Source organism: Nostoc sp. MG11, assembly GCF_014904695.1.
Taxonomy (GTDB): Bacteria; Cyanobacteriota; Cyanobacteriia; order Cyanobacteriales; family Nostocaceae; genus Komarekiella.
On the sequence record NZ_JACXXN010000005.1, the window covers coordinates 375629 to 398931 of the forward strand.

Sequence of the window (23303 nt, forward strand, 5' to 3'; positions counted from 1 at the left end):
CAGGAAACCTGCCCCACGGCGCTGGCTTCTCTTGACCCTTAATCCTTAACCCTTGACCCTTGACCAATATGCAAATTCCCCGCTTGCACCCAGACACAATTGAAGAAGTTAAACTACGAGCTGACATTGTAGATGTCGTCTCAGAATACGTAGTTTTACGCAAACGAGGGAAAGATTTCGTTGGTTTATGTCCCTTCCATGATGAGAAAACTCCTAGCTTCACCGTCAGCCAGACTAAGCAAATGTACTATTGCTTTGGCTGTCAAGCTGGAGGAAATGCCATTAAGTTTGTGATGGATTTGGGAAAGCGCCAATTTGCTGAAGTAGTACTGGATTTGGCGCGGCGTTACCAAGTACCTGTACAAACCCTAGAACCAGAACAAAGGCAAGAATTACAGCGTCAGCTATCTCTGCGTGAACAGTTATATGAAGTTCTGGCTTCGACGGCACATTTTTATCAACACGCCCTCAAACAATCTCAAGGGCAAAAGGCAATTGAGTATTTGCAATCCAACCGCTATCTCAGGAAAGAAACTATTGAGCAGTTTGGCTTAGGTTATGCCCCCGCAGGTTGGGAAACCCTCCATCGCTATTTGGTGGAAGATAAACGCTACCCAGCGCAACTGCTGGAAAAAGCGGGATTGATTAAGCCACGCAAAGAAGGGGGCGGTTATTATGATGTGTTTCGCGATCGCCTGATGATTCCCATCCGCGATGTCCAAGGGCGGGTGATTGCGTTTGGTGGTAGAACGCTCACTGATGAGCAGCCTAAATATTTAAATTCACCCGAAACTGAACTTTTTAGTAAAGGTAAAACATTATTTGCTCTTGATCAAGCCAAAGGTGGGATTTCTCAACGAGATCAAGCAGTGGTAGTAGAGGGATATTTTGATGCGATCGCTCTCCACGCTGCTGGTATTACTAATGCTGTCGCCTCCCTCGGTACTGCCTTAAGCTTGGAACAAGTACGGCAAGTATTACGCTACAGCGAATCGAAACAATTGGTACTCAACTTTGACGCCGATAAAGCCGGAACTAATGCCGCAGAACGAGCGATCAGCGAAATTGCCGAACTAGCATATAAGGGCGAAGTTCAATTAAAGATTCTCAACTTACCTGATGGTAAAGATGCAGATGAATACTTGTATAGCCACACCCCAGAAGACTATCACCAACTATTAGTAAATGCACCACTTTGGCTAGACTGGCAGATTCAGCAAATTATTAAAGATCGTGACTTAAAACAGGCTACTGATTTTCAGCAAGTCACTCAACAGATAGTAAAGTTACTCAAAAATATAGCTAACAGCGATACTCGTAACTATTATGTTTCCTACTGTGCAGAAATACTCAGTTTAGGAGATACCAGACTTATACCTCTACGAGTCGAAAATCTGTTAACTCAAATTGCTCCAACTGCGACGGCTACCTACTCTAAACCTGTGTCAGCAAAGAAAGCATGGGGAGGTAGTGTTTCTCCATCTTCAATCCTTAGCGATCGCAGTCTTTTAGAACACGCAGAGGCATTATTACTGCGAATTTATATGCATTGTCCCGAACAGCGTCAAGCGATTGTTGACGAACTAGAGGAGCGAGATTTACAATTTAGCCTTTCTCACCACCGATTTTTGTGGCAACAAATTTTAGAGTCAACGATGGCTCAAGGAGATTTAGTATCAACTCTGCAAGACAGATATTTAGAATTATCTGAAGAATTGGGATTAGTGTCTCATCTGTTTCATTTAAATGAGAAAAGTAAGAAAGAAATACTTCGCACTCCTCAAGTAGTTCAAGCTGCGATCGCCTGTATGGATCTAGTAATGCGTGAAAAACGCTATCGTCACTTTTTAGAACTATGGCAACAAACCGATCCAGAAGCAGAACCGGAGCGTTATCAATCCTATTATCAAGCTTTTTACACCGAAAAATTAAAGCTTCAAAAAATAGACCGACAACGGCTATTTTCCATCACAGAATTACTGTAGGTTGTTATAACCTTTAATTGTTCACTAAACTCCTGAATTACTTCTTGGTAAACTGATTGTAAACACACTTCCTTCTTCTAATTTTGATTGTACACTTAGGCTACCTCCCATACCCTCTACAAGTGTTTTGACAATCGATAAACCCAAACCAGAACCCCCAGTTGCAGGGCTACGGGATTCATCTACGCGGTAAAATCGCTCAAAAATACGTGATTGGTGTTGTAAAGGAATGCCATAACCTTGATCGCAAATTTGAATAATTACCTGATCCGAAAGCTGATTTAACTTGAAAATTACGGGTGTTTCAGCTTCAGAATACTTAATAGCGTTATCAATCAAATTCAGCAATACTTGTTTGAAACGACTGTAATCAACTTCTACCTCAATTGGGTAAGTTGTTGACTCAATTTTAATTGTGCGATCGCTATACTTTTCTGCCATCACCACAACCTCTTCAACTAAGTCATTCAGCACGTAAGATTTGATCTGAAAGTGCAAATAACCACTATCTGCTCGTGCTAAATCAAGTAAATCTTGTAGCAGACGAATAGTGTGTTCGGCTTCCGATGCAGCAGTTTCTAAAGCTTCCTGTTGAGTTTGAGTTAAGTTATTCTGCCGTCGTAAAACACTTTGCAAATAACCATGTACAATCGTCAATGGTGTGCGTAACTCGTGAGAAACGTTACTTACAAATTCTTGTTCTTGCTCCCAAGATTGAGAAAGACGCGATAGCAGCATATTTAAAGTTTGAGCTAATTCTTTAACCTCGCTAGGTGCATTATTCAGATATAGTTGTGCTCGTCCTAAATCTTCTACAGAAATGACAGAAGTCATTTGGTTTAGCTGGCGCAGAGGTTGCAGAGAACGTTTAATATAAAATGCGATCGCAACCGTTAGCATGATAATTGCCAAAACAGTAGTAATAACCAAACTCCGCACTATTACCATAAACATTGTCTGTTCGCGGGTAATATCCTGGACTACAAATAGCTGACCCAGAAGCTTACCCTGCACTTGCAAAGAACCACCACTCAAAACAAAGTAGCTTTGGTTAACTTTGTAGACTTGAGGTTTAATCGACATCTTAGTAAGGAACATTAACTCAGCCACCGTAGAATCAGATAACAAATCCAAAGTGGCAGATTTCACTAAGATTTTATGATCAGGACTTTTTAGCCATAATAATGTATTACTATCAGCCAAGTTATTAATAGCCTTTTGCAACCCAGTTTCAGGTTGCATCATTTCACTATAAAGTTGCACATCACGCGGCAAGCGTTCCGTAATTTGTTCTATATTTTGCTTATGACTATTAATCAAAATTTGCTGCATTTTCCAACTAGTCCATGCAGCAAGGCTACTTAATATAAAAGCTGAAAAGGCGCCAATACCTACTGTCAGGCGTAACTGTAATGAAAACAGGTCTATATTTATCCAATTTTTTCTAATTTGCTTCACTACTGTTGATTATGTTGTGCGTATTGGATAAGGCTTTATTAATAAATAAGAAGGAAAAGGATGAACTCTTAGCCACGCCGCTTGTTTCTTACTTTTTACTCTTTCCTGTTTCCTCTGAGTCTCATTGATAAAGTTGTACTAAAATTAGAATTTATAATTATAGGTGTTCTAAACTAACTTCTGTTAGATATACAATGACAGTGGCAACTCTTTCAAGAAAAATACTAAATATTTTTATTTCATCACTCTCTCAACTTTTCAAAATTATCTCTAATAAAAATTTAAACGTAATGTTGAGTAACTAAATTAATTTCAGGTGAGAATTACCTTAAACTTTTGCTGTCTAAAAATCTTCCTTATAAGCTTGGGATATGGTAAGAAGGGAAAGGGTGAATTTAAAGCTTTTCCCTTTACCCTTTGCCGTTTACCCTTTAACTAAGAAGTATTGTCTCAGTCCCTAGTCCCCTTTACTGTACTTGAGTCGGGAAAGCCCCAGGTTGCACAGCTAAGTTAAGATTTTGTCCGTTGCGACGCAATTCTAAGCGCAAATCTCCCCCAACTTGGCTCTTTTCAACTGCTCTTTGGACACCGCTAGCATCTGTGACTGATTGACCATTGAGTGTTTGGATAACATCACCAGGACGTATTCCGGCTCTAGCCGCTGGTGAATTTGGCATAACTCTCACAACCAATACACCTTTATCTTCAGCCACATTTAAACCGCTACTGGGGTCTGAGTTGAGATTTTGCTTTAACTCAGGTGTTAGTCCCACCATCTGAATCCCCAAATAAGGATGTTGCACTTTGCCTGTAGCTATCAGTTGACTGGAAATGCGTTGAGTTGTGTTGATAGGAATGGCAAAGCCTATCCCCTGTGCTCCTCGGATAATGGCTGTATTCATCCCAATCACCTCGCCACGGGAATTTAGCAGAGGGCCGCCAGAGTTGCCAGGATTAATCGCCGCATCTGTTTGAATAAATTCAACTCGCTTATCAGGAGCGCCTATTTGATTGCTAGTGCGTCCGGTGGCGCTGATGATCCCTGTAGTGACACTATTATCTAAACCGAGGGGGTTGCCGATCGCGATCGCCCATTCTCCCGGTTGCAGTTGGTCTGAGTTCCCTAACGCCACTGTCGGTAGATTGTTTCCCTCAATCTTGACAACAGCGACATCTGTTAATGAGTCTCTTCCCAAGACCTTACCTGGCAAGGTGCGTCCATCTTTAAGTGTCACTGTCACTGTGTCAGCACCAGCAACTACGTGAGCGTTAGTCAGAATGCGACCATCGGCACTGATGATAAAACCTGAGCCAGTACCCCGTTCTACCCTTTCTCGTGATTCTGGCAATTGCGAGCCAAAAAAGCGGCGGAAAAACGGGTCGTTAAATTCCTCTGGTATCTGGCTTCTGACTGTTCGAGAAGAGTTAATCCGTACCACAGCCGGCCCAACCTTTTGCACAACCCCAATCACAAAGTTAGGATCTGTGGCAATTGGTAACGGAGGAGCTGCATTTACTGGACTCACTGCCAAATTAGAGGCACTTTCAGACACCTTTTGAGGATTAGAAGCCAGATAGCCGCCTGTCAATGTCATCCCCGATCCCAGCAGCACCAGCGATAGAGAGGCAGCAGCCTTTTTCCAGGGAGATTGATTACGGTATTTAGCATCAGAAGTGTTATTTGAAATACTATTTAATTTGTGTTCTCTGTCGCGAGATTCGTTTTGCATTGCTGTCTGGAAGAATATTTAGACTTACTATTAATTGTAGATATGATTTTTGACGTTTTTGTTGCAAAGGTATTGCGCTGGTGTGAAAAATCTGCTATTGAACCGCGTATTTACTTGATTGACTGAGAAATAACCTATACAATTCTTCCAAGAGACTCTTGGCAATACTTGGGCGCTTCATAATGGCAACGAGATCTAATATTCAGGTGACGATTTCCCTGTTTGAACTGGGTTTAGAAGACAAGGAGTTGCAAACAGAGGTGGTTCAAAAGCTCTGGAGGGTTTCTCGTTGGGGATATTGAAGACAGTGGTGCAACCAGCCACGATTAAAGCTTTGTTTGGTCTGGTATATCGCCTTTCTGGAAAATCTATCGAATTAAATGTAGAAGCCAATGGTAAAACATTCAAAGTGTAAACCAGCAGTCTGGCACAGTTAGTAGCAGCAGTTGAACCAGCGCAAAAATTTGTAGGGGGATAGTCAGGCAAATATGGTGAACAAGGTAGCATTGCTGATTGGAGTCAGTGAATATGAGCCTGGTTTTATCCCTCTACTGGGAGCTGTTAAAGATGTGGATGCCATACAACGAGTGTTGGCAAACCCAGAAATGGGTGGCTTTGCTGAGACGGATATTACGGTGCTGAAAAATCCCCAGCGGCAAGATATGGAAGATGCCATTTATCGATTGTATGCTGATCGCCACAGAGATGACCTGGTATTATTTTATTTCTCTGGTCATGGGATTAAGGATGAAAGAGGCAATCTTTACCTATCAACTCGAATTACTCGTAAACAGAATGGCAAACTAGTAAAGCCTTCGGCAGTTGCAGCTAGTTTTCTACACGAAAGTATTAACGATAGCCGCTCCCAGAGACAGGTTGTGATTTTGGACTGTTGCTTTAGTGGAGCGATCGCTCAAGGGATGACTGTTAGAGATGATGATACCGTAAATTTGCAAGAACAGTTAGGTGGCAAAGGACGGGCAATTTTGACATCTTCCACATCTACTCAGTATTCTTTTGAGCAGATAGGATCTGAGCTTTCAATCTATACTCGTTACCTAGTCGAAGGCATTGAAACAGGAGCCGCAGACCATGACGAAGATGGCTGGATTTCGGTGGATGGGTTGCATGAGTATGCCAGCATCAAGGTGCAGGAAGAAGCTCCAGCTATGACACCAAAGTTTTATCCTGTTGAGGAAGGCTACAAGATAAATATAGCTAGAGCACCCGTTGGTGAACCAAAACTGATGTATCGCAGAAAAGTTGAAGAAATCGCTCGTAAAAGACAAGGAAAGATTTCTTTGATTAACCAGATGTCTTTAGAAGAATTACGTCACAGTTTGAAATTGCCATCTGAAGAAGCTAATGCCATTGAGACTGATGTTTTGCAGCCTTACCTTATCCGCGAGCAAAAATTACAGCGTTATGAACAGGCTTTATCGGAAGCAATTCAGCGGCAAAATCCTTTGAGTGACGAAGATTGGAGCGACATGAAAGATTTGCAACAAGTTCTGCGGCTCAGAGATGAAGATGTTGCACCGATTGTGGAACGTTTCCGAAATGAAAAAGTGTCACCGATAGTAATAGAGGTTCCTCTAGAAACCGGAACCTTGACTGAGCAAATATCTTTTAACAACGATGATACCGTCGTTAAAACCCAGTCAGAAAGTCTTTTGTCTCGTTGGAAGTTGCTAGCATTTGGTTTGGTATCTGTCGCTTTGGGGATGGTGATCAACAAAATATGGACAGATAAACCCCTGGATCAACACCCTTTACTTGTTTCTCAACAAACTTACTCTAAAAGCCTTTTTACTGATATTAAAGATGATGTCCCTTCTGGCATATTTAACTATGGTCTTAGTACAACTTGGGCCCCAATTCGTGGCAATGCAGATCAAGAAATTCAAAAAGCATTTCCTAATTTTCAACTCAAATATATAGTATTTCCTCTTGAAGAGACGGGTTCACTCACAAGTATTGAAAAGTTATTAGATAAGTCAGTTGCTTTTGCTCAGTACTCTTATCCACTCACAGAACAACAGAAAAAAAAGTTTAAAGAAATTCCTGTAGCTGTTGATGGAGTAGCGATCGCAGTTCATCCTGAATTAAGCATCTCTAGCTTAACCTTGGATGAGTTAAAGCGTATTTACACAGGTGAAGTTACCAACTGGATTAAAGTAGGAGGCCCTGACTTGAAAATTACGCCTTTGTCTCGCAATGTAGCGGGTGGTACTGTCAAGTTTTTCAAAGAAAAGGTTTTGGGCGATCCTGAATATTCATTTGCTCCGCTAATTGTTAAAAAAGTCCAAAGCACCACCCTAGGATTACAAGAAGTATACAAAGACAAAGGTGGCATTTACTTTGCTTCAGCTTCAGAGGTGCTTGGTCAGTGTATGGTCAAGCCTTTATGGTTAGGTAAGGATAGAAATAATCTAGTTCCTCCTCATCAAAAATTAAGTACAGATCAAATTTCTAAATGTCCAAAAAATCCGAATAAACTTTACAAAGCTAATGTGAATGCTTTTAGTGACCAAAGCTATCCACTTACTCGGAAGCTATATGTAGTTGTCAAGCAGGACGGTTCCATAGACCAAAAAGCAGGCGAAGCCTATGCTAAATTGCTGCTAACTCGCCAAGGTCAAGATCTAATAGAAACATCTGGCTTTGGCAGAATTCGCTAATAGGTTTAGCTGATGAATCTTTATTTTTGCAAACTAGAATATTTTTACTAGTTGAAGAAGATATTTTAAAAGCTTATTTTTATTTGTCCTGGCGATTAGAAATCGTGGCTATGCATTATCTATGTTTTAGGTAAAGTGCGATCGCCCTTCTACAACACACTATTAACTATCTCTCATAAACTGCGTAGGCTTAGCCAGTCGTAGACATCGCCTATGCAGCTAATATTATCGTAATAAACTTAAAGTTTTTGGCACTTACGTTAAGCATATCTAAACTAACTTTTTCTATAAACATCTTTCCGATGCTTGCACTGCAAAATTTGTACGAGTTGATTTTCATCATCAATCTCATAACGAACTCTATAATCACCAATTCGGATACGATACTCGTTATCAGAACCTTTTAACTTGACAATTCCATCGGGACGCGGTTCCAAAGCAAGATTTTGTATTTTTTCAATAACACGCTCTATAACATCATTTGGTAAGTTATCAATCTGCTTTTGTACAGACTTTGAAATAACGACCGTGTAACTCATTATCTGTGATCTGAGCGCTTAGCAAGATATTCATCTATAGTCACTGACTGACCATCGCTATACTCAGCGCGAACTGCTTGAATTTCTGCCTGTGTTTCTGCATCGTCTTCGTACAACGCTTCTTCGGCTTCAAAAATCTGTTGCTCAATTAGCTCTTGAAGTTGACGTTTTTCTGTTAACTCAAGGGAAGATATTGCTTCTGCTAAAGTTTCTAAGGAGAGTTGTACTTTAACAATGGCTGGCATTTTTCTCCTATTGGGTGTGTTTTTTTCGCACTTTGACACCATTATGCTGATTTTAACAGTTATATTTTTGTCAAGCCGAAAGTCTTTGGGTTGTGTTTCAGAACAAATGCATCTAAACTTTACTAACTGATAATAATGCAATCTGCCTAGGCTTAGCCAGTCGTAGCGAAAAGTTCTGTAGGCGGGTTTCCCGCCGTAGGAAACTTTTCAAGACAGACATCGCTTACAGCAGACTTTTCCTATGCATTCATCAACTTTACGACATTAGTCATCAACATTACGACATTGGTCATTAACATCGTAATGTTGGTCATGAATATTACGATGTTGGTCATTAACATCGTAATGTTGGTCATGAATATTACAATGTTGGTCATCAACGTTAAAGCGATCGCCACGACACCAGCTTCCATGACAGTCCAACATATTTTATTGATTAAATCAGCATCCAGTGATTAGATTCAGAGAAATCACTGGAATAAGATGAACAATTTATTAGTAAAAATTGTGAGTTCTGCTGAACCATAATACTGCTCATTGAGGCAAGCTAGCTCTATAACTCTCTCAGGAGTAAATTTATGCCTCGAACAAAACGTACATCTCGGATTCTCGAAAAAGCTGAGTTGAGATCCGTTGCACTCAAAGCAATTGATCCAAATATGAATTTTGATAATAATTACAATTTACAAAACCTGACTCAATCAATTGAAGAGTTACGCTCTATGCTTGATGTTTATAATAGCGCTTTAGCTATGGTTGACACTACCAAAACTAAAATTGATGCGATGGAAAAAATCTTAAGCCATCTTTCAGACAAGATGCTGGTGGGTGTTGGTTTCAAGTACGGTAAAGACAGTGGCGAATATGAGATAGCAGGTGGGGTTCGTGATAGCGAACGTATCCGCAAAGGCAGATTAACTCGCTTAAAAGCCAGTGCAGGGGAAGCATCAGTTAAAAATATTAAAACCGCCTAATTCTAGAACACCGATTCAGTATTCAAGATAGGGGCGAGAAAAACCGATTATTTCGTAGAGACGTTGCAATGCAACGTCTCTACAGTCAACGATAATTGGTAGTTTTACCGAAAAGAAATCGGGTTTTTGCGATTACTGAATCGATGCTCTTAGGACTTACGCACTGAAGCCTGAAACCCTGATCCCCCCTAACCCCCCTTTTTAAGGGGGGAACGTCTAAAGCCCCCTTTCTAATGGGGTTGGGGGATCTGAGTGCGTAAGTTCTGGCTCTAGGTCTACGGTAGTGTACCCAAGTCATCGAATTACCCACAAGTCTTAAAAAACTTCACCCTGTCCTACCGGACACCCCTCTTTTTGCTAAGGAGAGGCAAAGATTTACCCACTCAGCACTTTGCTATAACTCAGCACGGGCTAAACGCCCCGCTACCGCTAACGGAACTCAGCACTTTTCATCCACAGGGTAAAGCGAGGGTGAGGCTTTAATTTTTGGGTTGGAAATTTTTTACAAAAATCAAGCGCAATTTTATTGTGGTTAGTTGTGCTTCCTGTTATTGCTATAATTTCTCCATTTCTGTATTCATTTTTATATTCAGCTTTCTCTTCTAATTCCAGATATTCTTCTGGGGTGTAATAACGCTTCTCTGTTTGTAAAACCATATTAATTAACTCACCAAATGTAAGAATGAGTGCGTTATCAATAGCGTAACGCACCCTATAACTAGTCCACAAAGTCAGGTCGTGCCTTCCCTGTTGCTGTCAACTTTTTCTCTAAAGCTGTCCAATTTTCTTGCTCAATTAAGTTAGTCAATTCATCAAGATTGTGGCGATACTGTTGCAGCGATCGCAACAATGCTTGGCGATTATATTGCGCCATCATTACGCCCAACTCTGGATTCCCGCCACCCACACGACTGGTATCCCGAAAACCAGAACTAGCTAGCTTTTGGGCTAATTGCAAAACATCGGGGTCAGTTTCACTAATGCAAGCAGCAATTAACGAGGAACTGACCATTACAGGTAAATGAGAAATCCAGCTAACAGCGCGGTCATGCTGTTCTGGCTGACAATGGTAGATATTTGCCCCAAGCGATCGCACAATTTCCTCTACAACTGTAATTGCCGCGGTTGCTGTTGTTTTGTCTGGTGTTAATACATAGGGTTTGCCAACAAATAAATGTCTGTGTGCAGCTTCAATACCACTGTCTGTGATTCCCGCCATTGGATGACCACCGACAAAATGATCCCAAAGGGGAGAAATTGCTTTGACTATCGGTGCTTTCACCGAACCAACATCAGTTACGACCGTAGTCGGAGACAAATAAGCAATCATTTGCTCAAATTGGGGAACAATGAGTGCGATAGGTGTACAAATAAATACCACTTCTGCGGTTGCCAATAGGCTCATATCAAGTGACGCCTGATCAACACTGCCAAGAGCAACTGCCTTTTGACAGGTTGATTCACGGCGACTCACTCCCAGGACATGATGTCCTTGCGATCGCAAATCAAAACCCAAAGATCCGCCTATCAGTCCAAGTCCTAAAATCCCAATATTCATTTTTGATTTTGACATTTCCATCTCTTACATATTTTCTGCATACTTTACCAACTATTAAAATCGGCATCTGAGGGGTAGCATCCATGACTGTAGAGGAATTGCTGGAAAAATATGCGGCAGGAGTTTTAGATTTTAGTGGTGTTGACCTCTCTGAAGCTAATCTGAGTGGGGCCAAACTTATTGGCGTGAATTTTAGCCAAGCTAATTTGAGTGTAATCAACCTAAGTGGCGCGAATTTGAGCGAAGCCAACTTGAGCGGTGTCAAGCTAAATGTTGCCAGACTGAGTGGTGTGAATCTAAGTAGCGCTATCTTGAATAACGCTAGTCTTAACGTCGCTAATTTGATTCGAGCGGATTTGAGCCGCGCCCAACTCAAAGGAGCAACGCTGATTCGCGCTGAGTTAATTCGTGCTGACCTCAGTCGCGCTGACCTGTTTGAGGCTAATCTCTCCAGTGCTGACTTGCGAGAAGCGACACTGCGACAAGTGAATCTCCGTCACGCCAACTTGAGTGAAGCAATTTTGAGAGGTAGTTCCTTAACGGGTGCAAACTTGGAGATGGCTAACTTAAACGCCACCGACCTGAGTCGCGCTGACATCAGCGGCGCAAATTTGCGAGACGCCGAACTCAGACAGGCAAATCTTAGCCATGCTAACCTCAGTGGAGCCGATTTAAGTGGAACGAATCTCCGTTGGGCAGATTTAAGCGGGGCGAATCTTCGCTGGGCAGATTTAAGCGGGGCAAAATTGAGTGGGGCTAGCTTAATTGGCGCAGACTTGAGCAATGCGAATCTGACGAACACGAGTTTAGTACACGCCGATTTAACTCAGGCAAAGTTAATTAGAGCAGAATGGGTTGGTGCTGACTTAACGGGAGCAATTTTAACAGGAGCAAAACTTTACGCCACTTCCAGATTTGGTTTAAAAACTGAAGGTATGACTTGTGAATGGGTTGATCTCAGTCCTACAGGCGATCGCTCCATAATCCAAAAGTTCCATTCAGAAGACTCACGAGACTTTTTTAATGAAACATCACCAACAATTCGCATAGTTGTTGATGCAGCCCTAGAACACGAAGCCAATTTTGCTCTTGCTGGCGCTTACTACCAAATTGCTCAAGAATATAGAGAGCTAAAACAACCGCCAAGTATGGAAAGCGGACGCCGCCGGACTGTTTTCACTTTCCGCGTAGATAGCGACGAAGCTTTACTTCCTACGGCTTACATCGCAATTCTTCCCTTTTATGATGCGGTATCCAACCAAAAAAATATTTCTAGTATGGTGGAAATGATTAAAAATGAAGTTATTGCTAACCAAAATCTAAAATCCCCCCAGATGGTGAAACAATTAATCATGCTTTTAGAGCAAGCTATGAGTAAAGCTACCACCATTAAACAGATGAAAAGAAATCTGGAAATAGCAGCAAAATTAAACTTTTGTAAAGCGCCTACCCAGACAATCTTAACTAATTCCAGTGCCCATACTTTGATTGTGCATGACAATCCCAACTTTGGTAAAAGATTTATTAATCGCTCTGCTCTTAATGCTTCAGTTTATGATGATAAATTCAATGAAACGACTAACTCTATAATGCCTTCGTTAAATATGGTTATGGATTTTGTTAAAGGATTTCACTACATTAGTCATTAGTCAAGGGTCAAGGGTCAATAGTCAATAGTTCAGGGACTTAATTCATTAGCTTTAGCCAGATAAATTAAGCCTCTTACCAAAGGAAAAAAACAAATTTTCGGAGGAAAAAGATGCGCGATAGTTTTAATAGAATGATTGGTCGAACCCGCTATGTGGTTTTTCGCCTATTTCTGCATTTAGGGGGAGGTGAAGTAGCGCCAATTTTGGGAGTATTAAATAGTGCTGGACGAGATGCGATCGATTCTGAGGGAGACTTGGAAGTTTTGGGAGAAGCATTAGTAGAAATCTGCCAAACTCTGCTGCAATACGATGAGTACTGGCTTTCTGCTGCTAATGAAGGCGATGTATTTTGGGATGAAGGCGAAGCAGGAGATTACGTGAATGAATTATTTACTGACTCCGCCCAAAGATATCTCAGTGAACCAGATTACAGTTATGACTCAGGATTGAATGAACCTTTATCTATACCTGTGACACGCAATGTAGTTGTGATGATTACAGTAGCTTATGAAGGAGAAGTTCCAGAGTTAGAAACTGACTTTTCTAGCGTTCAGGCACTAAAGGAAGGTTTGAAAGCTTTAATCAATTTGCATTACAAACATAAACTCAAGGCAATCCAAGTGCATTTCTCCCCAGCGCAGTTAGGCGATGAACTCACTAGCGACCATTTGTTACAACATTACCCAGAATTGATTCCTTTATAATTTGTTGGGTAGTCCGTACTGACTGTTCACATCGATCACTTGTTAAGCTCGGAGATAGGACAATAATGCAATGCTCATGACTATAGTGCGTAAATTTACAGCCGTTTTTTTAGCCCTGAGTTTATGTGTGACAACTGTCGCTTGTGGGGGAGGAAACCAAACTACCTCTTCTCCTTCAGCTAAGAACGTTAGCCAAACCTCAGCTACCACCAAACTCAATGATGGTCAGTACCAAATACAACAAGCTACTTATGACGATGCAACTGGGGAGTATACGCTGTTTTTGCTCAACAATACGCCCCCAAGGTTTGCAACCGAAAATTTGCAAATGGCACGGCTGACTGATGATGAAATCAAGCAAGGTAAAAAAACTTACTTGAAAGTAGAAAACGGACAGCCAGCTTTATATCTGACGGAAGACTTTAAAATTGAATACGTCCATAACGTTACTGAGAACAAAACTAATCCCCAAACAGGACAACAAGAAACGGTTGTAGTCCGCCAAGAAAATAGCTTCTGGGCCCCCTTTGCCGGGTCTGTAGCTGGTGCTGTGGCTGGCCAGGCACTTGGTAGTCTATTGTTTAGACCCCAGTATTACGTACCCCCTGCTTATCAACCAGGAGGAGTGATGACTGGCTATGGTGGATATGGCAGAAATTATGACCAAGCAGTTAGTAGCTATCGCTCTCGTTACAATGCGCCACCCGCAGCCGTGAGAAATCGTACTGCTTTCCGTAGTACAGGAACAATTAGAAGGTCGTATCCTGGTAATTCAAATGTACGGACTTCACCACGTACCAATACAGGGAATCGTCCTTCTGGTTCTGGTTTTGGCAGCAGTGAACTTAGACCATCTGGTCGGTCTGGCTCAACCAGACGCAACACTGGAACTGGTTTTGGCACTAACCGCCGTTCTTCTGGTAGCCGCTCATTTGGTACTGGTAGACGCCGTTAGTAAATTCTCAGTTCAAAAAATTTAGTTGCTCTTAGATGCTTTGGCGCTGAGTAATTTTCACTCAGCACCAAAGCATTTTTTTGGTGAAGCAATATTACCATTCAGTATTTTGTAAGGTTTTGCGATCGCGATTTTCAGAAATCAAGCGTAGAATGTAGCGAGAATCAACTAAATGGTGCAAGAAAAAGAGCAGAAGCAAGTTCGGTTGAATAGATTAATTTACAGAATATAAAAATTTGCTGAATCTATACCGATTAAGTTAAAAGATGAATCTAGAGTATCAAATTCATCTAGAAGCTGGTTCTAACTAACCCAATCATGAAGCATAAGGGCAAAGTAAGCCAGTGTAGCAGATCCCATGTGCATGTAGATAAGTCAGATAGTAGGAAATACTAAAGGCAAACATTGCTAAGAGAACAGGAATCACCGTACTAAACTCCAACTGCTGTTTTTTTAACATTCCTAAACAAGATATTGGAACTACTAAAGGCCAAAAGATAGTTGTGATCAAAAACATCACAAATGACAAGAATTTATCTTCTGGAGAAGAACTAGGATGACGCAGCGAAAATATTAACCAATTGCTAAAAAAATAGCATGTCATCAATAGATAACTAATTATTAAAGCCACTTGTATTTGATTCATTGTAAACGCTCCTTAAGTTTTATGAGATTCTTCAAACTTTACCTGCATGAAGTTATACAGAGTTGGATCAGGGTAAATTCAGTTGCTTGAACGACGAGAGTTTTCACATTAAATAACGCTGATGCTAATAGGATATTTCGCAATCATTTAAATGTTAGTAGAAGTCTAAAAACACAAAAATCAGTACTTGCACCCAATTTGAAATAAAAACGAGCGAGCTAGCAATTATACTCATTAATTACAGTTAGTCTGCCCTTGGTATGGCGCAAATTTTAAAACGTTTCAAAATCAAATACATATATTACCAGTTGAATAGGGGAATTTGCACCGCTGTATACTTTGAACAACGGCTGTAAATAAATATAAAAGACTTTACACCCATACCAAAAAAATTTCAAGATAAATGCATTTCGCTTTGGCTCACCATTAAAGCCAGCATAGTTTGTAATTTTGCTTTGGGAGTATCAAAGTTACGTACCACTTGGTTCTTCTATGTAGCCTTGAATATTTTCCGGTTCAAATTGACGAAGTAAGCGAGTTGCTTCGCGGATTAAATCTTCATTTCCGTTAACTACAATCAGGTACTTGCCAGCATTCAAACGGTTACGATAGGGTAAAGCATCGCCACTACCAACGACTCCTCCACCAATTAACACAGCACCTAACGCACCGGATGCAGCTCCTAAAAGACCAGCAATAATTTCATTACCAAAGGTAGTAGCCTGGGGAAAAATCTCAATTTGTGTGAGGAAATTGAAGGTATAACCTGCGATAAATCCAAAGGGTACAAGCCAGTATAAAAGACGATTTACCTGTTTATGAGCTTGTTTTTTGGGGTTAATTAATCCAAATTCATCAGCACTCTTATAACCCTTGCCCAAAATATTAACTTGAGACATTTCCAAGCCTGCTTCTTCTAGAGCAGAGTAGGCGGCTTCTGTTTGTCTTTTATCTGGTAAGACTGCAACAAGATAATTCATAATGATAAAGTTTAAAATATACACGCTTGCATCTAAATTTTGTCAAGCTAAATTCAGTTCTAGAAGTGATGCTATCTTAGCTATTCTGGGTTTTTGTGCCACTGTCCATCATCGCCTTTTTCGTAATCGCGCTTTACTGCACTCCAAGCAACACGAAAAGCCCGTTCTTCTTCGCCATATTGTTCTTCAGCGCTGTTAAATGCAGCCCGAAAAATTTCTTGAGCGTGCTTGGGTAAGTTTTCTTTGACTGAATTTGGTAAGTCTTCAATCTGTTTGTAAGGCATACTTAATGTCCCAAAAACTTTTTCTTCCTACCCTCCTGCTTTCGCTGGAGGGCTTGGTCAAAACATTAAGTCTGCATCTGGCTTTGAGGTGGAAAGCCGTGCTGGATTCTGCCGACATCACCATCAAATTTCATGGAAGTTTTGAAGAGTTCAAAACGCCCATCAGCAGCATACTGAGCGCAGCGATCGCGCAAAGCTTGCATTTGTTCTGCTGGCATCGGTTTAAAACTCCGAGCGATCGCCAAATTTTGACGTAATACTTTTAGTGAATCAATACCGCTAACAAGGGTGGCGATCGGTAAACTCAAGACATAACGCAAGGCTTCCTCTGGGGTGATTACACCTTTTTTGATGGCGTCGCCTGTACCGCTAAGGCTTTTCATGCCAATTGCGGCAATTCCTCGTTTGTTGAGTTCTGGTAGTACTTGTTTCTCAAAGCTTCTAAAGCTGGCATCAAAACAATTGAGGGGTAATTGCACCGTGTCAAACGGATAATTGTAAGAGAGCATTTTCAGATGAATGGCCGGGTCTTTGTGACCTGTAAAGCCAACAAACCTGACTTTACCCTCTTTCTTTGCCTGATCCAAAGCTTCAATTGCCCCATTGGGACGGAAGATCCTTTCTGGATCGTTGTCGTAAACAACCTCGTGGATTTGCCACAGGTCGAGGTGATCAGTTTTGAGACGGCGTAGAGATTCCTCAAGTTGCTGCATTGCAACTTGGCGATCGCGTCCGTGGCTACATACCTTCGTCATCAAAAAAACCTGATCCCGTCGCCCTTGCAAGGCTTGCCCCATCCACTCCTCACTACGATGCTGGTTATACTCCCAAGCGTTATCCATAAAGGTGATGTCGTGATCAATGGCTTCTTGGATAAGGCGAATTGTCTCTTCTCGGTTGTTTCCTTGAGCTACAGTTGCACCTCCCAAGGCGATCGCTGATACTTTTACTCCTGTTTTTCCCAGTGGACGATGAGGAATTTCACCAGTAGTTTTGTTATTCATTGGAGTTGCAGATGATTCTTGGACTTGTGCCGCTTCTACCTCGGAATTACCATTTAGGATATGGTCAGCGATAATTGCTCCTGCGCCTGCACCAATAAAGCCTAATCCTTGTAAAAAATGCCGCCGTTTTAGCTCTGGAGAAAGATGCTTTGGGGCGGCTTCATCATTATTGTTACCTGACATTGATTTCTTTAAATTTACTTTACAAGTTCAACCTAGAAATCTCATGACTTATAGGCGTGATAATGTCAATAAATTAATTGTTTGTGGCTTAAAAGTTGATCGACCATCCCAGTAGTCAACCTGATTGATATTTACCTTGAGCAAGGCAATATCAGCTTCGTCTAGCCCTTTCGGAAACCAGGTTTGAAGTTCCGGCTTCCATAGTTCTCGCATTTTGTTGCGGTCTTGCACCAATTGTGCTGTACCCGATATAGAAACGAATCGCTGCTGATCGGGTGATGAGTAACTTACATTGACTTGCTGATGGTGTGCAATATCAGTCACCTTGTGAGATTTGGCATAGGTAAAAAACCAAAGTGTGCCATCAGAATTAATCTCACCACTTGTTGACATGGGGTAACTATGCAAGCTTCCATCATCATTAACTGTAGTAAACATGCCATAATCAATATCTTTGATTAGTTCACGCAGTTTTTGAATTTCTTGCTCGCGGTTTGTAGAAGCTGTCATTGTTTGTACTCTTTTTTCTTTTTTTTCTGGAGTCTAATTTTTGATGACAACCAGTTTTTAAGGCTTATAAAGCTCTTTTTTAGTATTAACGTTTTTTAGTTTTAATTACGTGAGTCTAGAGGTGTAATTCTGATATATTTAGCAATTTTGATTATGTCTATAGAGGGAGATCTTAATTAAGAGTGTTGTCTGAAGACAAAAACTACCACCAATAACTGGAGAGCGTCGCAGCAAATCAAGATTCAAACAAGCACATAGTTAACAAAAATTAGGAATGCAGACATGATTAGAGTCAGCCAAGAACATTTGCAAACTATCCGCACTCATGCCGAAAACATTTACCCTGATGAGTGCTGCGGTATAATTTTAGGCTATATGGGCAGTAAGAGTAAAACTGTAGTTGAAGTCATGCCAACAGAAAATGCCTGGAGTACAGAGGCGGCTGATTTTCTAGGTGAGTACACAGCAGAAAGTGAAAGGCGGCAATATGCGATCGCACCCCAAGTTATGTTACAAGCACAAAAAGCAGCACGCGATCGCTCACTGAACATTATTGGAATTTATCACTCGCATCCAAATCATCCTGCCATACCTTCAGAATGCGATCGCCTATATGCTTGGCAAGGATACTCGTATATAATAGTTTCCGTCCAAAATGGCAAAGCTAAGGAAGTCCAAAGCTGGAGTCTTGATGATACTCATCAGTTCCAAGCAGAGGCAATTGAAATAGTGAACAGTAATCAGTGAAGAACTAATAACTGATAATTGATTGAAAATATAATTTAACGGCTTAAGTTCAAGACAGATATCGTTTTTCGATAGGATTAATATTCCCGCTCTTTCACATTACAACTCTCATGCTCAATCCGAATCTGGATGAAATCCAGTTGACAAAAGACGATTACGAACGCTACTCCCGGCACTTAATTTTGCCGGAAGTAGGAATGGAAGGACAAAAGCGCCTGAAGGCAGCTAGTGTATTGTGTATTGGTACAGGTGGATTAGGTGCGCCTCTGCTTTTATATCTCACAGCGGCGGGTGTCGGTCGCATCGGTATTGTTGATTTCGATGTTGTTGATACTTCCAACCTGCAACGCCAAGTAATCCACGGTACATCCTGGGTGGGTAAACCCAAAATTGAATCAGCAAAGCAGCGAATTCTGGAGATCAATCCCTATTGTCAGGTTGATTTGTACGAAACTCGCCTTACTTCCGAAAACGCTTTAGATATCCTCCGTCCTTACGATATTGTAGTGGATGGTACGGATAACTTCCCCACCAGGTATCTAGTTAACGACGCCTGCGTATTGCTCAACAAACCCAACGTCTACGGTTCAATTTTCCGCTTTGAAGGGCAAGCTACTGTATTTAACTACGAAGGTGGGCCAAATTATCGTGACCTGTACCCAGAACCACCACCACCAGGAATGGTTCCCTCCTGTGCAGAAGGTGGCGTACTGGGAATCTTGCCAGGGATTATTGGTTTAATCCAGGCAACGGAAACTGTCAAAATCATTATGAGACAGGGTAATACCCTGAGTGGGCGACTGCTGCTGTATAATGCTCTAGAAATGAAATTTCGGGAGTTGAAGCTGCGTCCAAATCCCATCCGCCCAGTAATTGAAAAGCTCATAGACTACGAACAATTCTGCGGTATCCCACAAGCCAAGGCAGAGGAGGCGAAACAGCAGATGGAAATTCAAGAAATGACTGTCAAGGAATTGAAGGAATTGCTGGATAGTGGTGCAAAGGATTTTGTACTGCTGGATGTCCGCAACCCCAATGAGTACGATATCGCTAAGATTCCCGGTTCAGTTTTGGTACCTTTACCAGACATTGAAAACGGGAATGGTGTTGCTAAAGTCAAGGAAATACTCAATGGGCATCGCTTGATTGCTCATTGTAAGATGGGTGGGCGATCAGCAAAAGCCCTCGGCATCCTCAAGGAAGCTGGGATTGTCGGTACGAACGTTAAAGGCGGAATTACCGCTTGGAGTCGGGAAGTCGATTCGTCAGTTCCAGAGTATTAAAAGCGAACCACAGAGGAAGCAGATAAGAATAGGGGAGAGGTTAGGAAGAATAATTCTTCGCCCTCTCCCCGATTTTTTAGTAATTGAGCTAGCGATCACATTTTCGAGCATATCAACTGGAGCGATCGCAGAAGCTATCTTTCAGTAGTCTATGCAAATTTATTCCAAATCACGGCGACATCAACGGCTAACTTTTGCCCCAACTTGAGCAACTGTCGGCACTGATGAGTATCTTCGTCATTGGCAAGGATAGTAGCACATAGAGGCGCTATCTGACTGTGTAGACAGCTGAAGTACAGTTCTTGGGATCGCTGTAAGGAGATATCAATATTGAGATGATCCCCAACATCAATCAATCGTTCCAACTGTTGGATATCTGCATTGAAACTACCATTGGCATCATGTAGCAATTGCCAGAGTAACCGCGCAATTAGCTGTTCTAACATTTGCTTGCCTTCGGGAATATTTAACCGACAGCGCAGATGTTTTGCTTCAGTGGCGATCGCCTCCAATTCTACTATGTGATTCCACATCTTTTGGGGTTCGCTGATGTCTTGCTCTAGCGATCGCAATGTGATCATACAGCGATGCCCTAAAGCAATCTCTGCTGCTACCTGCAATTCTTGTGGTACTGCTAGCTCATCCCGATGGAACGCCATTAGAACGCCGTAATTATCACGGTATGCTTGAGTATAAAGCTGACCTAAGCGTGTCAGTGTTTCCTGACTGAGGAGCCGCATGATTCGGTGGCGTTCTTCAGCAAATAGATTTTGCAAGCTGAAAGCCTCTTCCCCAAATAGCTGTGTCATTGCCAAGATAGTATGAGCCGCACTCGCCAGTTGTAATGCTCCAAACAGCTTTTCTTTTAATTGGCCGTAGTCACGCCGTCCGATAAATTGTTGAATGCAGCAGTGAAAATCCCAGCCTCCCAAATGCAGCACAGCAAACACTAAATGCTCGCTTTCCCAAGTAATTTCTGACACCAGCTTCAAATGTCCAACTACCAAAGTCAATGATCCCATCCGTTGCAGTTGGTAATCTAGCTCATTGGCGGTGTAGCAATAAACTCGTTTGTGAGAAGGATGATGTTGGCTAGCCGCATCTTGCCCAGACTGGAAATTACGCGTCTCTGTAGGTTTGTGATTGCCAAACAGGGAAGTAATGGCATAGTGGGCTGCTACTTCCTTAAAACCAACTTGAGCAGTTAGCACCAACTGGCGATATATTTCTGCACCATGCTTGAAGTGCTCGACATTACTGGGAGCTAAACCAAGGCGTTTGAGAAAGCCTTTTTCCAACTGCACACCAGCTACTTCCCCCGCCAGTTCCAAAGCACGGGCGGCATAGCGGAGAATCTGCGTTCCCTCTGGGCGGGAAATTTCTTCAAAAAACCAACCGCAACTGGTAAACATCAGCAAAGCATGACGCTGCATTTCTAATAGGCGCAGGGCGTCTACTTGTTCTGCTGCTGTCAGTTTGCGGGTTTGATGGCGAGATAGAAAACGGCTAACATTGGCAGGAGAGCGATCGCGCATCACTTGGATATATTCATCTCGTGCTTGCCAGGGATCACGAAATAACTGCCTACCATTTTCCTCATATATCTCTATTAGCTGATCCCGCAGCCAATTCAGGGCATCCCGCAAGGGACGACGCCATTTTTGATGCCAAAGACTGCCTTCGCCACCGCAACCACAGTCATCTTGCCATCTGCCGACACCGTGGGCGCAGCTCCATGCTGTGATTGGCTTTAATTCCACTTCCCAAGCAGGAGAATTTAAGCTGAGGTAGTGAGCAAAGTTCGTCACCGTCCACCCATGTTGAGGAAACTCGTTTATGAAGGCAAAGGCTAGAGTTTTTTCGGTTCCCTTCTTGTGGTGTCCAAAGGTTTCCCCATCTGTCGCTACAGAAATTAATTGTGCTGGACGGTGATCCCCACGCACGGCTGAACCGATTCGTCCGGCAAAGTGATGAGAATTATAAACAACATCGCTAAAACCCATATCCCGCGAGATTGGGCCGTCGTAGAAAAAGATATCTATATAAGGCAAGCCTTCTGTATTGCCTTCTTCGTGGGGAGACGAAGAATGGTCAGTCTTACCGTTGTTAGTAGCAATCGCACTCAGAGGTGAAGATGTGCTGAGTGTTGGCTTCAAATAACAACGATAGGGACGAGTGGGATCAATCTGACTACCACCAACTTCGTGCCATTCAGGATGGGGATCATCCTGCGTGGGTAAGAGACGACAACGCTGTGCCTGAGACGGGGCAAGAATAATGAAGCGAATACCCTCGGCAACTAAAGCTTCTAGGGTGGCATAGTCTACACCTGTTTCCGCTAGCCAGATGCCTTCGGGATCGCGTCCAAAGCGGGAACGGAAGTCTTCTTTGCCCCAGCGAATTTGGGTATATTTATCGCGTTCGTTCGCCAGGGGCATGATGATGTGATTGTATACTTGCGCGATCGCATTCCCATGACCATGCAACCGTTGAGCGCTCTTAGCATCTGCCTCCAAAATCCGCTGATAAACCTCTACATCGTAGCGTTCTAGCCACGACATCAGTGTTGGCCCAATATTAAAGCTCAAATACTCATAATTATTCACGATCCCCACTACTTCGCCCCGATCATTTAAGACTCTGGCAAAAGCATTTGGGCGATAACATTCCCAATGAATCCGCTCATTCCAGTCATGGAAAGGTGCAGCACTCGGTTGACGTTCAATCGCGTCCAGATAAGGGTTTTCCCTTGGCGGCTGGTAAAAATGACCATGTACCGTCACGTAAACACCGGTAGCTTTTCTCAGGGGATCAGTCTGTTGGGTGTTTGTAGAATCTGGATTTAATGTGAATGTTGAGCCAGAGCTAGCTGGCATTTCAGCAGAAGTCATGTATATATATCCAAAACAAAAAACTTGCAGTTGCGTCGAAAATATTGTGCGTAGGCCTTTCTACAACAGTTTGTACACAAAATCCGGTATAGACGACAACTATGGGATTTAAGCAAATTTCCAAAGAAGCGGTCTTAGTATAATGGGAAATCTGCGTTATCGCACAGCCTTTTCCCTAAAGGCTTAAAGTAATCAGCCATTGAACGACGCCTCAATTAGGATTTTTTCGTTGGCAGCGCCAATAAAAAATTTAATTGTCTTTTAATACATTAAACCCCATTTGTGGTGTAGTATTTT

The 23303-nt window shown here is 42.1% G+C and carries 20 protein-coding genes and 1 pseudogene; 8 read left to right on the forward strand and 13 right to left on the reverse strand.

The features are described 5' to 3' along the window. Window positions 1–68: 68 nt before the first annotated feature. Window positions 69–1985: a DNA primase gene (gene dnaG / locus HCR01_RS10740; protein WP_193196186.1), complete on the forward strand. Its 1917-nt coding sequence runs from the start codon at window positions 69–71 to the stop codon at window positions 1983–1985. 24 nt (window positions 1986–2009) lie between these two features. Here the strand turns inward: dnaG and HCR01_RS10745 are convergent, their stop codons facing one another. Together HCR01_RS10745 and HCR01_RS10750 are read right to left on the reverse strand one after the other, a co-directional pair. Next, window positions 2010–3443 carry a sensor histidine kinase gene (locus tag HCR01_RS10745; RefSeq protein ID WP_193196187.1) on the reverse strand — a complete coding sequence of 478 codons (1434 nt, stop codon included), beginning with the start codon at window positions 3441–3443 and terminating at the stop codon, window positions 2010–2012. A gap of 467 nt (window positions 3444–3910) precedes the next feature. Then, window positions 3911–5173 (reverse strand): HhoA/HhoB/HtrA family serine endopeptidase, encoded by a 1263-nt coding sequence (locus HCR01_RS10750; RefSeq protein ID WP_193196188.1) that lies wholly within the window; start codon window positions 5171–5173, stop codon window positions 3911–3913. A 488-nt stretch (window positions 5174–5661) separates the two neighbouring features. Between HCR01_RS10750 and HCR01_RS10755 the strand changes: the two genes are divergently transcribed. After that, on the forward strand, window positions 5662–7854 hold the full coding sequence (locus tag HCR01_RS10755) for a caspase, EACC1-associated type (protein WP_193196189.1): 2193 nt from the start codon (window positions 5662–5664) through the stop codon (window positions 7852–7854). Between the two features lie 275 nt (window positions 7855–8129). Here the strand turns inward: HCR01_RS10755 and HCR01_RS10760 are convergent, their stop codons facing one another. The 3 genes from HCR01_RS10760 to HCR01_RS10770 all read right to left on the reverse strand — a co-directional run bounded on the left by HCR01_RS10760 (window position 8130) and on the right by HCR01_RS10770 (window position 9064). Then, window positions 8130–8393 (reverse strand): type II toxin-antitoxin system RelE family toxin, encoded by a 264-nt coding sequence (locus tag HCR01_RS10760; protein WP_193196190.1) that lies wholly within the window; start codon window positions 8391–8393, stop codon window positions 8130–8132. Next, the gene (locus tag HCR01_RS10765) at window positions 8393–8638 is read right to left on the reverse strand and encodes a hypothetical protein (RefSeq protein WP_162397846.1); all 246 of its coding nucleotides are present in this window, start codon (window positions 8636–8638) and stop codon (window positions 8393–8395) included. The genes HCR01_RS10760 and HCR01_RS10765 overlap by 1 nt, the downstream gene beginning before the upstream one ends. A gap of 264 nt (window positions 8639–8902) precedes the next feature. Then, window positions 8903–9064, reverse strand: coding sequence for a hypothetical protein (locus tag HCR01_RS10770; protein ID WP_193196191.1), 162 nt, complete (start codon window positions 9062–9064; stop codon window positions 8903–8905). A 152-nt stretch (window positions 9065–9216) separates the two neighbouring features. On the opposite strand from HCR01_RS10770, the gene HCR01_RS10775 reads away from it, so the two are divergent. After that, on the forward strand, window positions 9217–9612 hold the full coding sequence (locus tag HCR01_RS10775; RefSeq protein ID WP_162397847.1) for a hypothetical protein: 396 nt from the start codon (window positions 9217–9219) through the stop codon (window positions 9610–9612). A 495-nt stretch (window positions 9613–10107) separates the two neighbouring features. On the opposite strand, the pseudogene HCR01_RS10780 reads toward HCR01_RS10775, so the two are convergent. After that, window positions 10108–10269, reverse strand: a pseudogene (locus tag HCR01_RS10780) (Uma2 family endonuclease); the annotation flags it as partial. A gap of 61 nt (window positions 10270–10330) precedes the next feature. Then, the gene (locus HCR01_RS10785; RefSeq protein ID WP_193196242.1) at window positions 10331–11170 is read right to left on the reverse strand and encodes a prephenate/arogenate dehydrogenase; all 840 of its coding nucleotides are present in this window, start codon (window positions 11168–11170) and stop codon (window positions 10331–10333) included. Window positions 11171–11253: 83 nt separating this feature from the next. Between HCR01_RS10785 and HCR01_RS10790 the strand changes: the two genes are divergently transcribed. The 3 genes from HCR01_RS10790 (at window position 11254) to HCR01_RS10800 (ending at window position 14478) form a co-directional block, all read left to right on the forward strand. After that, complete coding sequence (locus HCR01_RS10790) at window positions 11254–12819, forward strand: pentapeptide repeat-containing protein (protein WP_193196192.1); 1566 nt, start codon at window positions 11254–11256, stop codon at window positions 12817–12819. A gap of 110 nt (window positions 12820–12929) precedes the next feature. Then, window positions 12930–13523, forward strand: coding sequence for a DUF1517 domain-containing protein (locus HCR01_RS10795; protein ID WP_193196193.1), 594 nt, complete (start codon window positions 12930–12932; stop codon window positions 13521–13523). 70 nt (window positions 13524–13593) lie between these two features. Further along, window positions 13594–14478 (forward strand): hypothetical protein, encoded by an 885-nt coding sequence (locus tag HCR01_RS10800; protein ID WP_193196194.1) that lies wholly within the window; start codon window positions 13594–13596, stop codon window positions 14476–14478. 316 nt (window positions 14479–14794) lie between these two features. Here the strand turns inward: HCR01_RS10800 and HCR01_RS10805 are convergent, their stop codons facing one another. The 5 genes from HCR01_RS10805 to HCR01_RS10825 all read right to left on the reverse strand — a co-directional run bounded on the left by HCR01_RS10805 (window position 14795) and on the right by HCR01_RS10825 (window position 18085). Then, complete coding sequence (locus HCR01_RS10805; protein WP_193196195.1) at window positions 14795–15124, reverse strand: hypothetical protein; 330 nt, start codon at window positions 15122–15124, stop codon at window positions 14795–14797. A 470-nt stretch (window positions 15125–15594) separates the two neighbouring features. Further along, a complete protein-coding gene (locus HCR01_RS10810) occupies window positions 15595–16104 on the reverse strand; it encodes a hypothetical protein (RefSeq protein ID WP_193196196.1) in 510 nt (169 codons plus the stop codon). A gap of 80 nt (window positions 16105–16184) precedes the next feature. Next, entirely contained in the window at window positions 16185–16388 is a 204-nt protein-coding gene (locus tag HCR01_RS10815; RefSeq protein WP_193196197.1) for a ChaB family protein, read from the reverse strand. A 65-nt stretch (window positions 16389–16453) separates the two neighbouring features. Next, a complete protein-coding gene (locus HCR01_RS10820) occupies window positions 16454–17575 on the reverse strand; it encodes an aldo/keto reductase (protein ID WP_193196198.1) in 1122 nt (373 codons plus the stop codon). A gap of 48 nt (window positions 17576–17623) precedes the next feature. Continuing rightward, window positions 17624–18085, reverse strand: coding sequence for a pyridoxamine 5'-phosphate oxidase family protein (locus HCR01_RS10825; protein ID WP_193196199.1), 462 nt, complete (start codon window positions 18083–18085; stop codon window positions 17624–17626). Between the two features lie 282 nt (window positions 18086–18367). Here HCR01_RS10825 and HCR01_RS10830 point away from each other — a divergent pair, with 282 nt between their 5' ends. Together HCR01_RS10830 and moeB are read left to right on the forward strand one after the other, a co-directional pair. Then, window positions 18368–18832, forward strand: coding sequence for a Mov34/MPN/PAD-1 family protein (locus HCR01_RS10830; RefSeq protein ID WP_193196200.1), 465 nt, complete (start codon window positions 18368–18370; stop codon window positions 18830–18832). A 110-nt stretch (window positions 18833–18942) separates the two neighbouring features. Then, window positions 18943–20115: a molybdopterin-synthase adenylyltransferase MoeB gene (moeB, locus tag HCR01_RS10835; protein ID WP_193196201.1), complete on the forward strand. Its 1173-nt coding sequence runs from the start codon at window positions 18943–18945 to the stop codon at window positions 20113–20115. A 149-nt stretch (window positions 20116–20264) separates the two neighbouring features. On the opposite strand, the gene HCR01_RS10840 is transcribed toward moeB, so the two are convergent. Then, window positions 20265–23006, reverse strand: coding sequence for a DUF3536 domain-containing protein (locus HCR01_RS10840; protein WP_193196202.1), 2742 nt, complete (start codon window positions 23004–23006; stop codon window positions 20265–20267). Between the last annotated feature and the right edge of the window lie 297 nt (window positions 23007–23303).

What these genes read in the sequence shown, in the direction of transcription:
- dnaG (WP_193196186.1), top strand. Translation starts at nt 69, where the DNA reads ATGCAAATTCCCCGCTTGCACCCAGACACAATTGAAGAAGTTAAACTA.
- HCR01_RS10750 (WP_193196188.1), bottom strand. Translation starts at nt 5,173, where the DNA reads ATGCAAAACGAATCTCGCGACAGAGAACACAAATTAAATAGTATTTCA.
- HCR01_RS10755 (WP_193196189.1), top strand. Translation starts at nt 5,662, where the DNA reads ATGGTGAACAAGGTAGCATTGCTGATTGGAGTCAGTGAATATGAGCCT.
- HCR01_RS10760 (WP_193196190.1), bottom strand. Translation starts at nt 8,393, where the DNA reads ATGAGTTACACGGTCGTTATTTCAAAGTCTGTACAAAAGCAGATTGAT.
- HCR01_RS10765 (WP_162397846.1), bottom strand. Translation starts at nt 8,638, where the DNA reads ATGCCAGCCATTGTTAAAGTACAACTCTCCTTAGAAACTTTAGCAGAA.
- HCR01_RS10770 (WP_193196191.1), bottom strand. Translation starts at nt 9,064, where the DNA reads ATGTTGGACTGTCATGGAAGCTGGTGTCGTGGCGATCGCTTTAACGTT.
- HCR01_RS10775 (WP_162397847.1), top strand. Translation starts at nt 9,217, where the DNA reads ATGCCTCGAACAAAACGTACATCTCGGATTCTCGAAAAAGCTGAGTTG.
- HCR01_RS10785 (WP_193196242.1), bottom strand. Translation starts at nt 11,170, where the DNA reads ATGAATATTGGGATTTTAGGACTTGGACTGATAGGCGGATCTTTGGGT.
- HCR01_RS10790 (WP_193196192.1), top strand. Translation starts at nt 11,254, where the DNA reads ATGACTGTAGAGGAATTGCTGGAAAAATATGCGGCAGGAGTTTTAGAT.
- HCR01_RS10795 (WP_193196193.1), top strand. Translation starts at nt 12,930, where the DNA reads ATGCGCGATAGTTTTAATAGAATGATTGGTCGAACCCGCTATGTGGTT.
- HCR01_RS10800 (WP_193196194.1), top strand. Translation starts at nt 13,594, where the DNA reads ATGCTCATGACTATAGTGCGTAAATTTACAGCCGTTTTTTTAGCCCTG.
- HCR01_RS10805 (WP_193196195.1), bottom strand. Translation starts at nt 15,124, where the DNA reads ATGAATCAAATACAAGTGGCTTTAATAATTAGTTATCTATTGATGACA.
- HCR01_RS10810 (WP_193196196.1), bottom strand. Translation starts at nt 16,104, where the DNA reads ATGAATTATCTTGTTGCAGTCTTACCAGATAAAAGACAAACAGAAGCC.
- HCR01_RS10815 (WP_193196197.1), bottom strand. Translation starts at nt 16,388, where the DNA reads ATGCCTTACAAACAGATTGAAGACTTACCAAATTCAGTCAAAGAAAAC.
- HCR01_RS10820 (WP_193196198.1), bottom strand. Translation starts at nt 17,575, where the DNA reads ATGTCAGGTAACAATAATGATGAAGCCGCCCCAAAGCATCTTTCTCCA.
- HCR01_RS10825 (WP_193196199.1), bottom strand. Translation starts at nt 18,085, where the DNA reads ATGACAGCTTCTACAAACCGCGAGCAAGAAATTCAAAAACTGCGTGAA.
- HCR01_RS10830 (WP_193196200.1), top strand. Translation starts at nt 18,368, where the DNA reads ATGATTAGAGTCAGCCAAGAACATTTGCAAACTATCCGCACTCATGCC.
- moeB (WP_193196201.1), top strand. Translation starts at nt 18,943, where the DNA reads ATGCTCAATCCGAATCTGGATGAAATCCAGTTGACAAAAGACGATTAC.
- HCR01_RS10840 (WP_193196202.1), bottom strand. Translation starts at nt 23,006, where the DNA reads ATGACTTCTGCTGAAATGCCAGCTAGCTCTGGCTCAACATTCACATTA.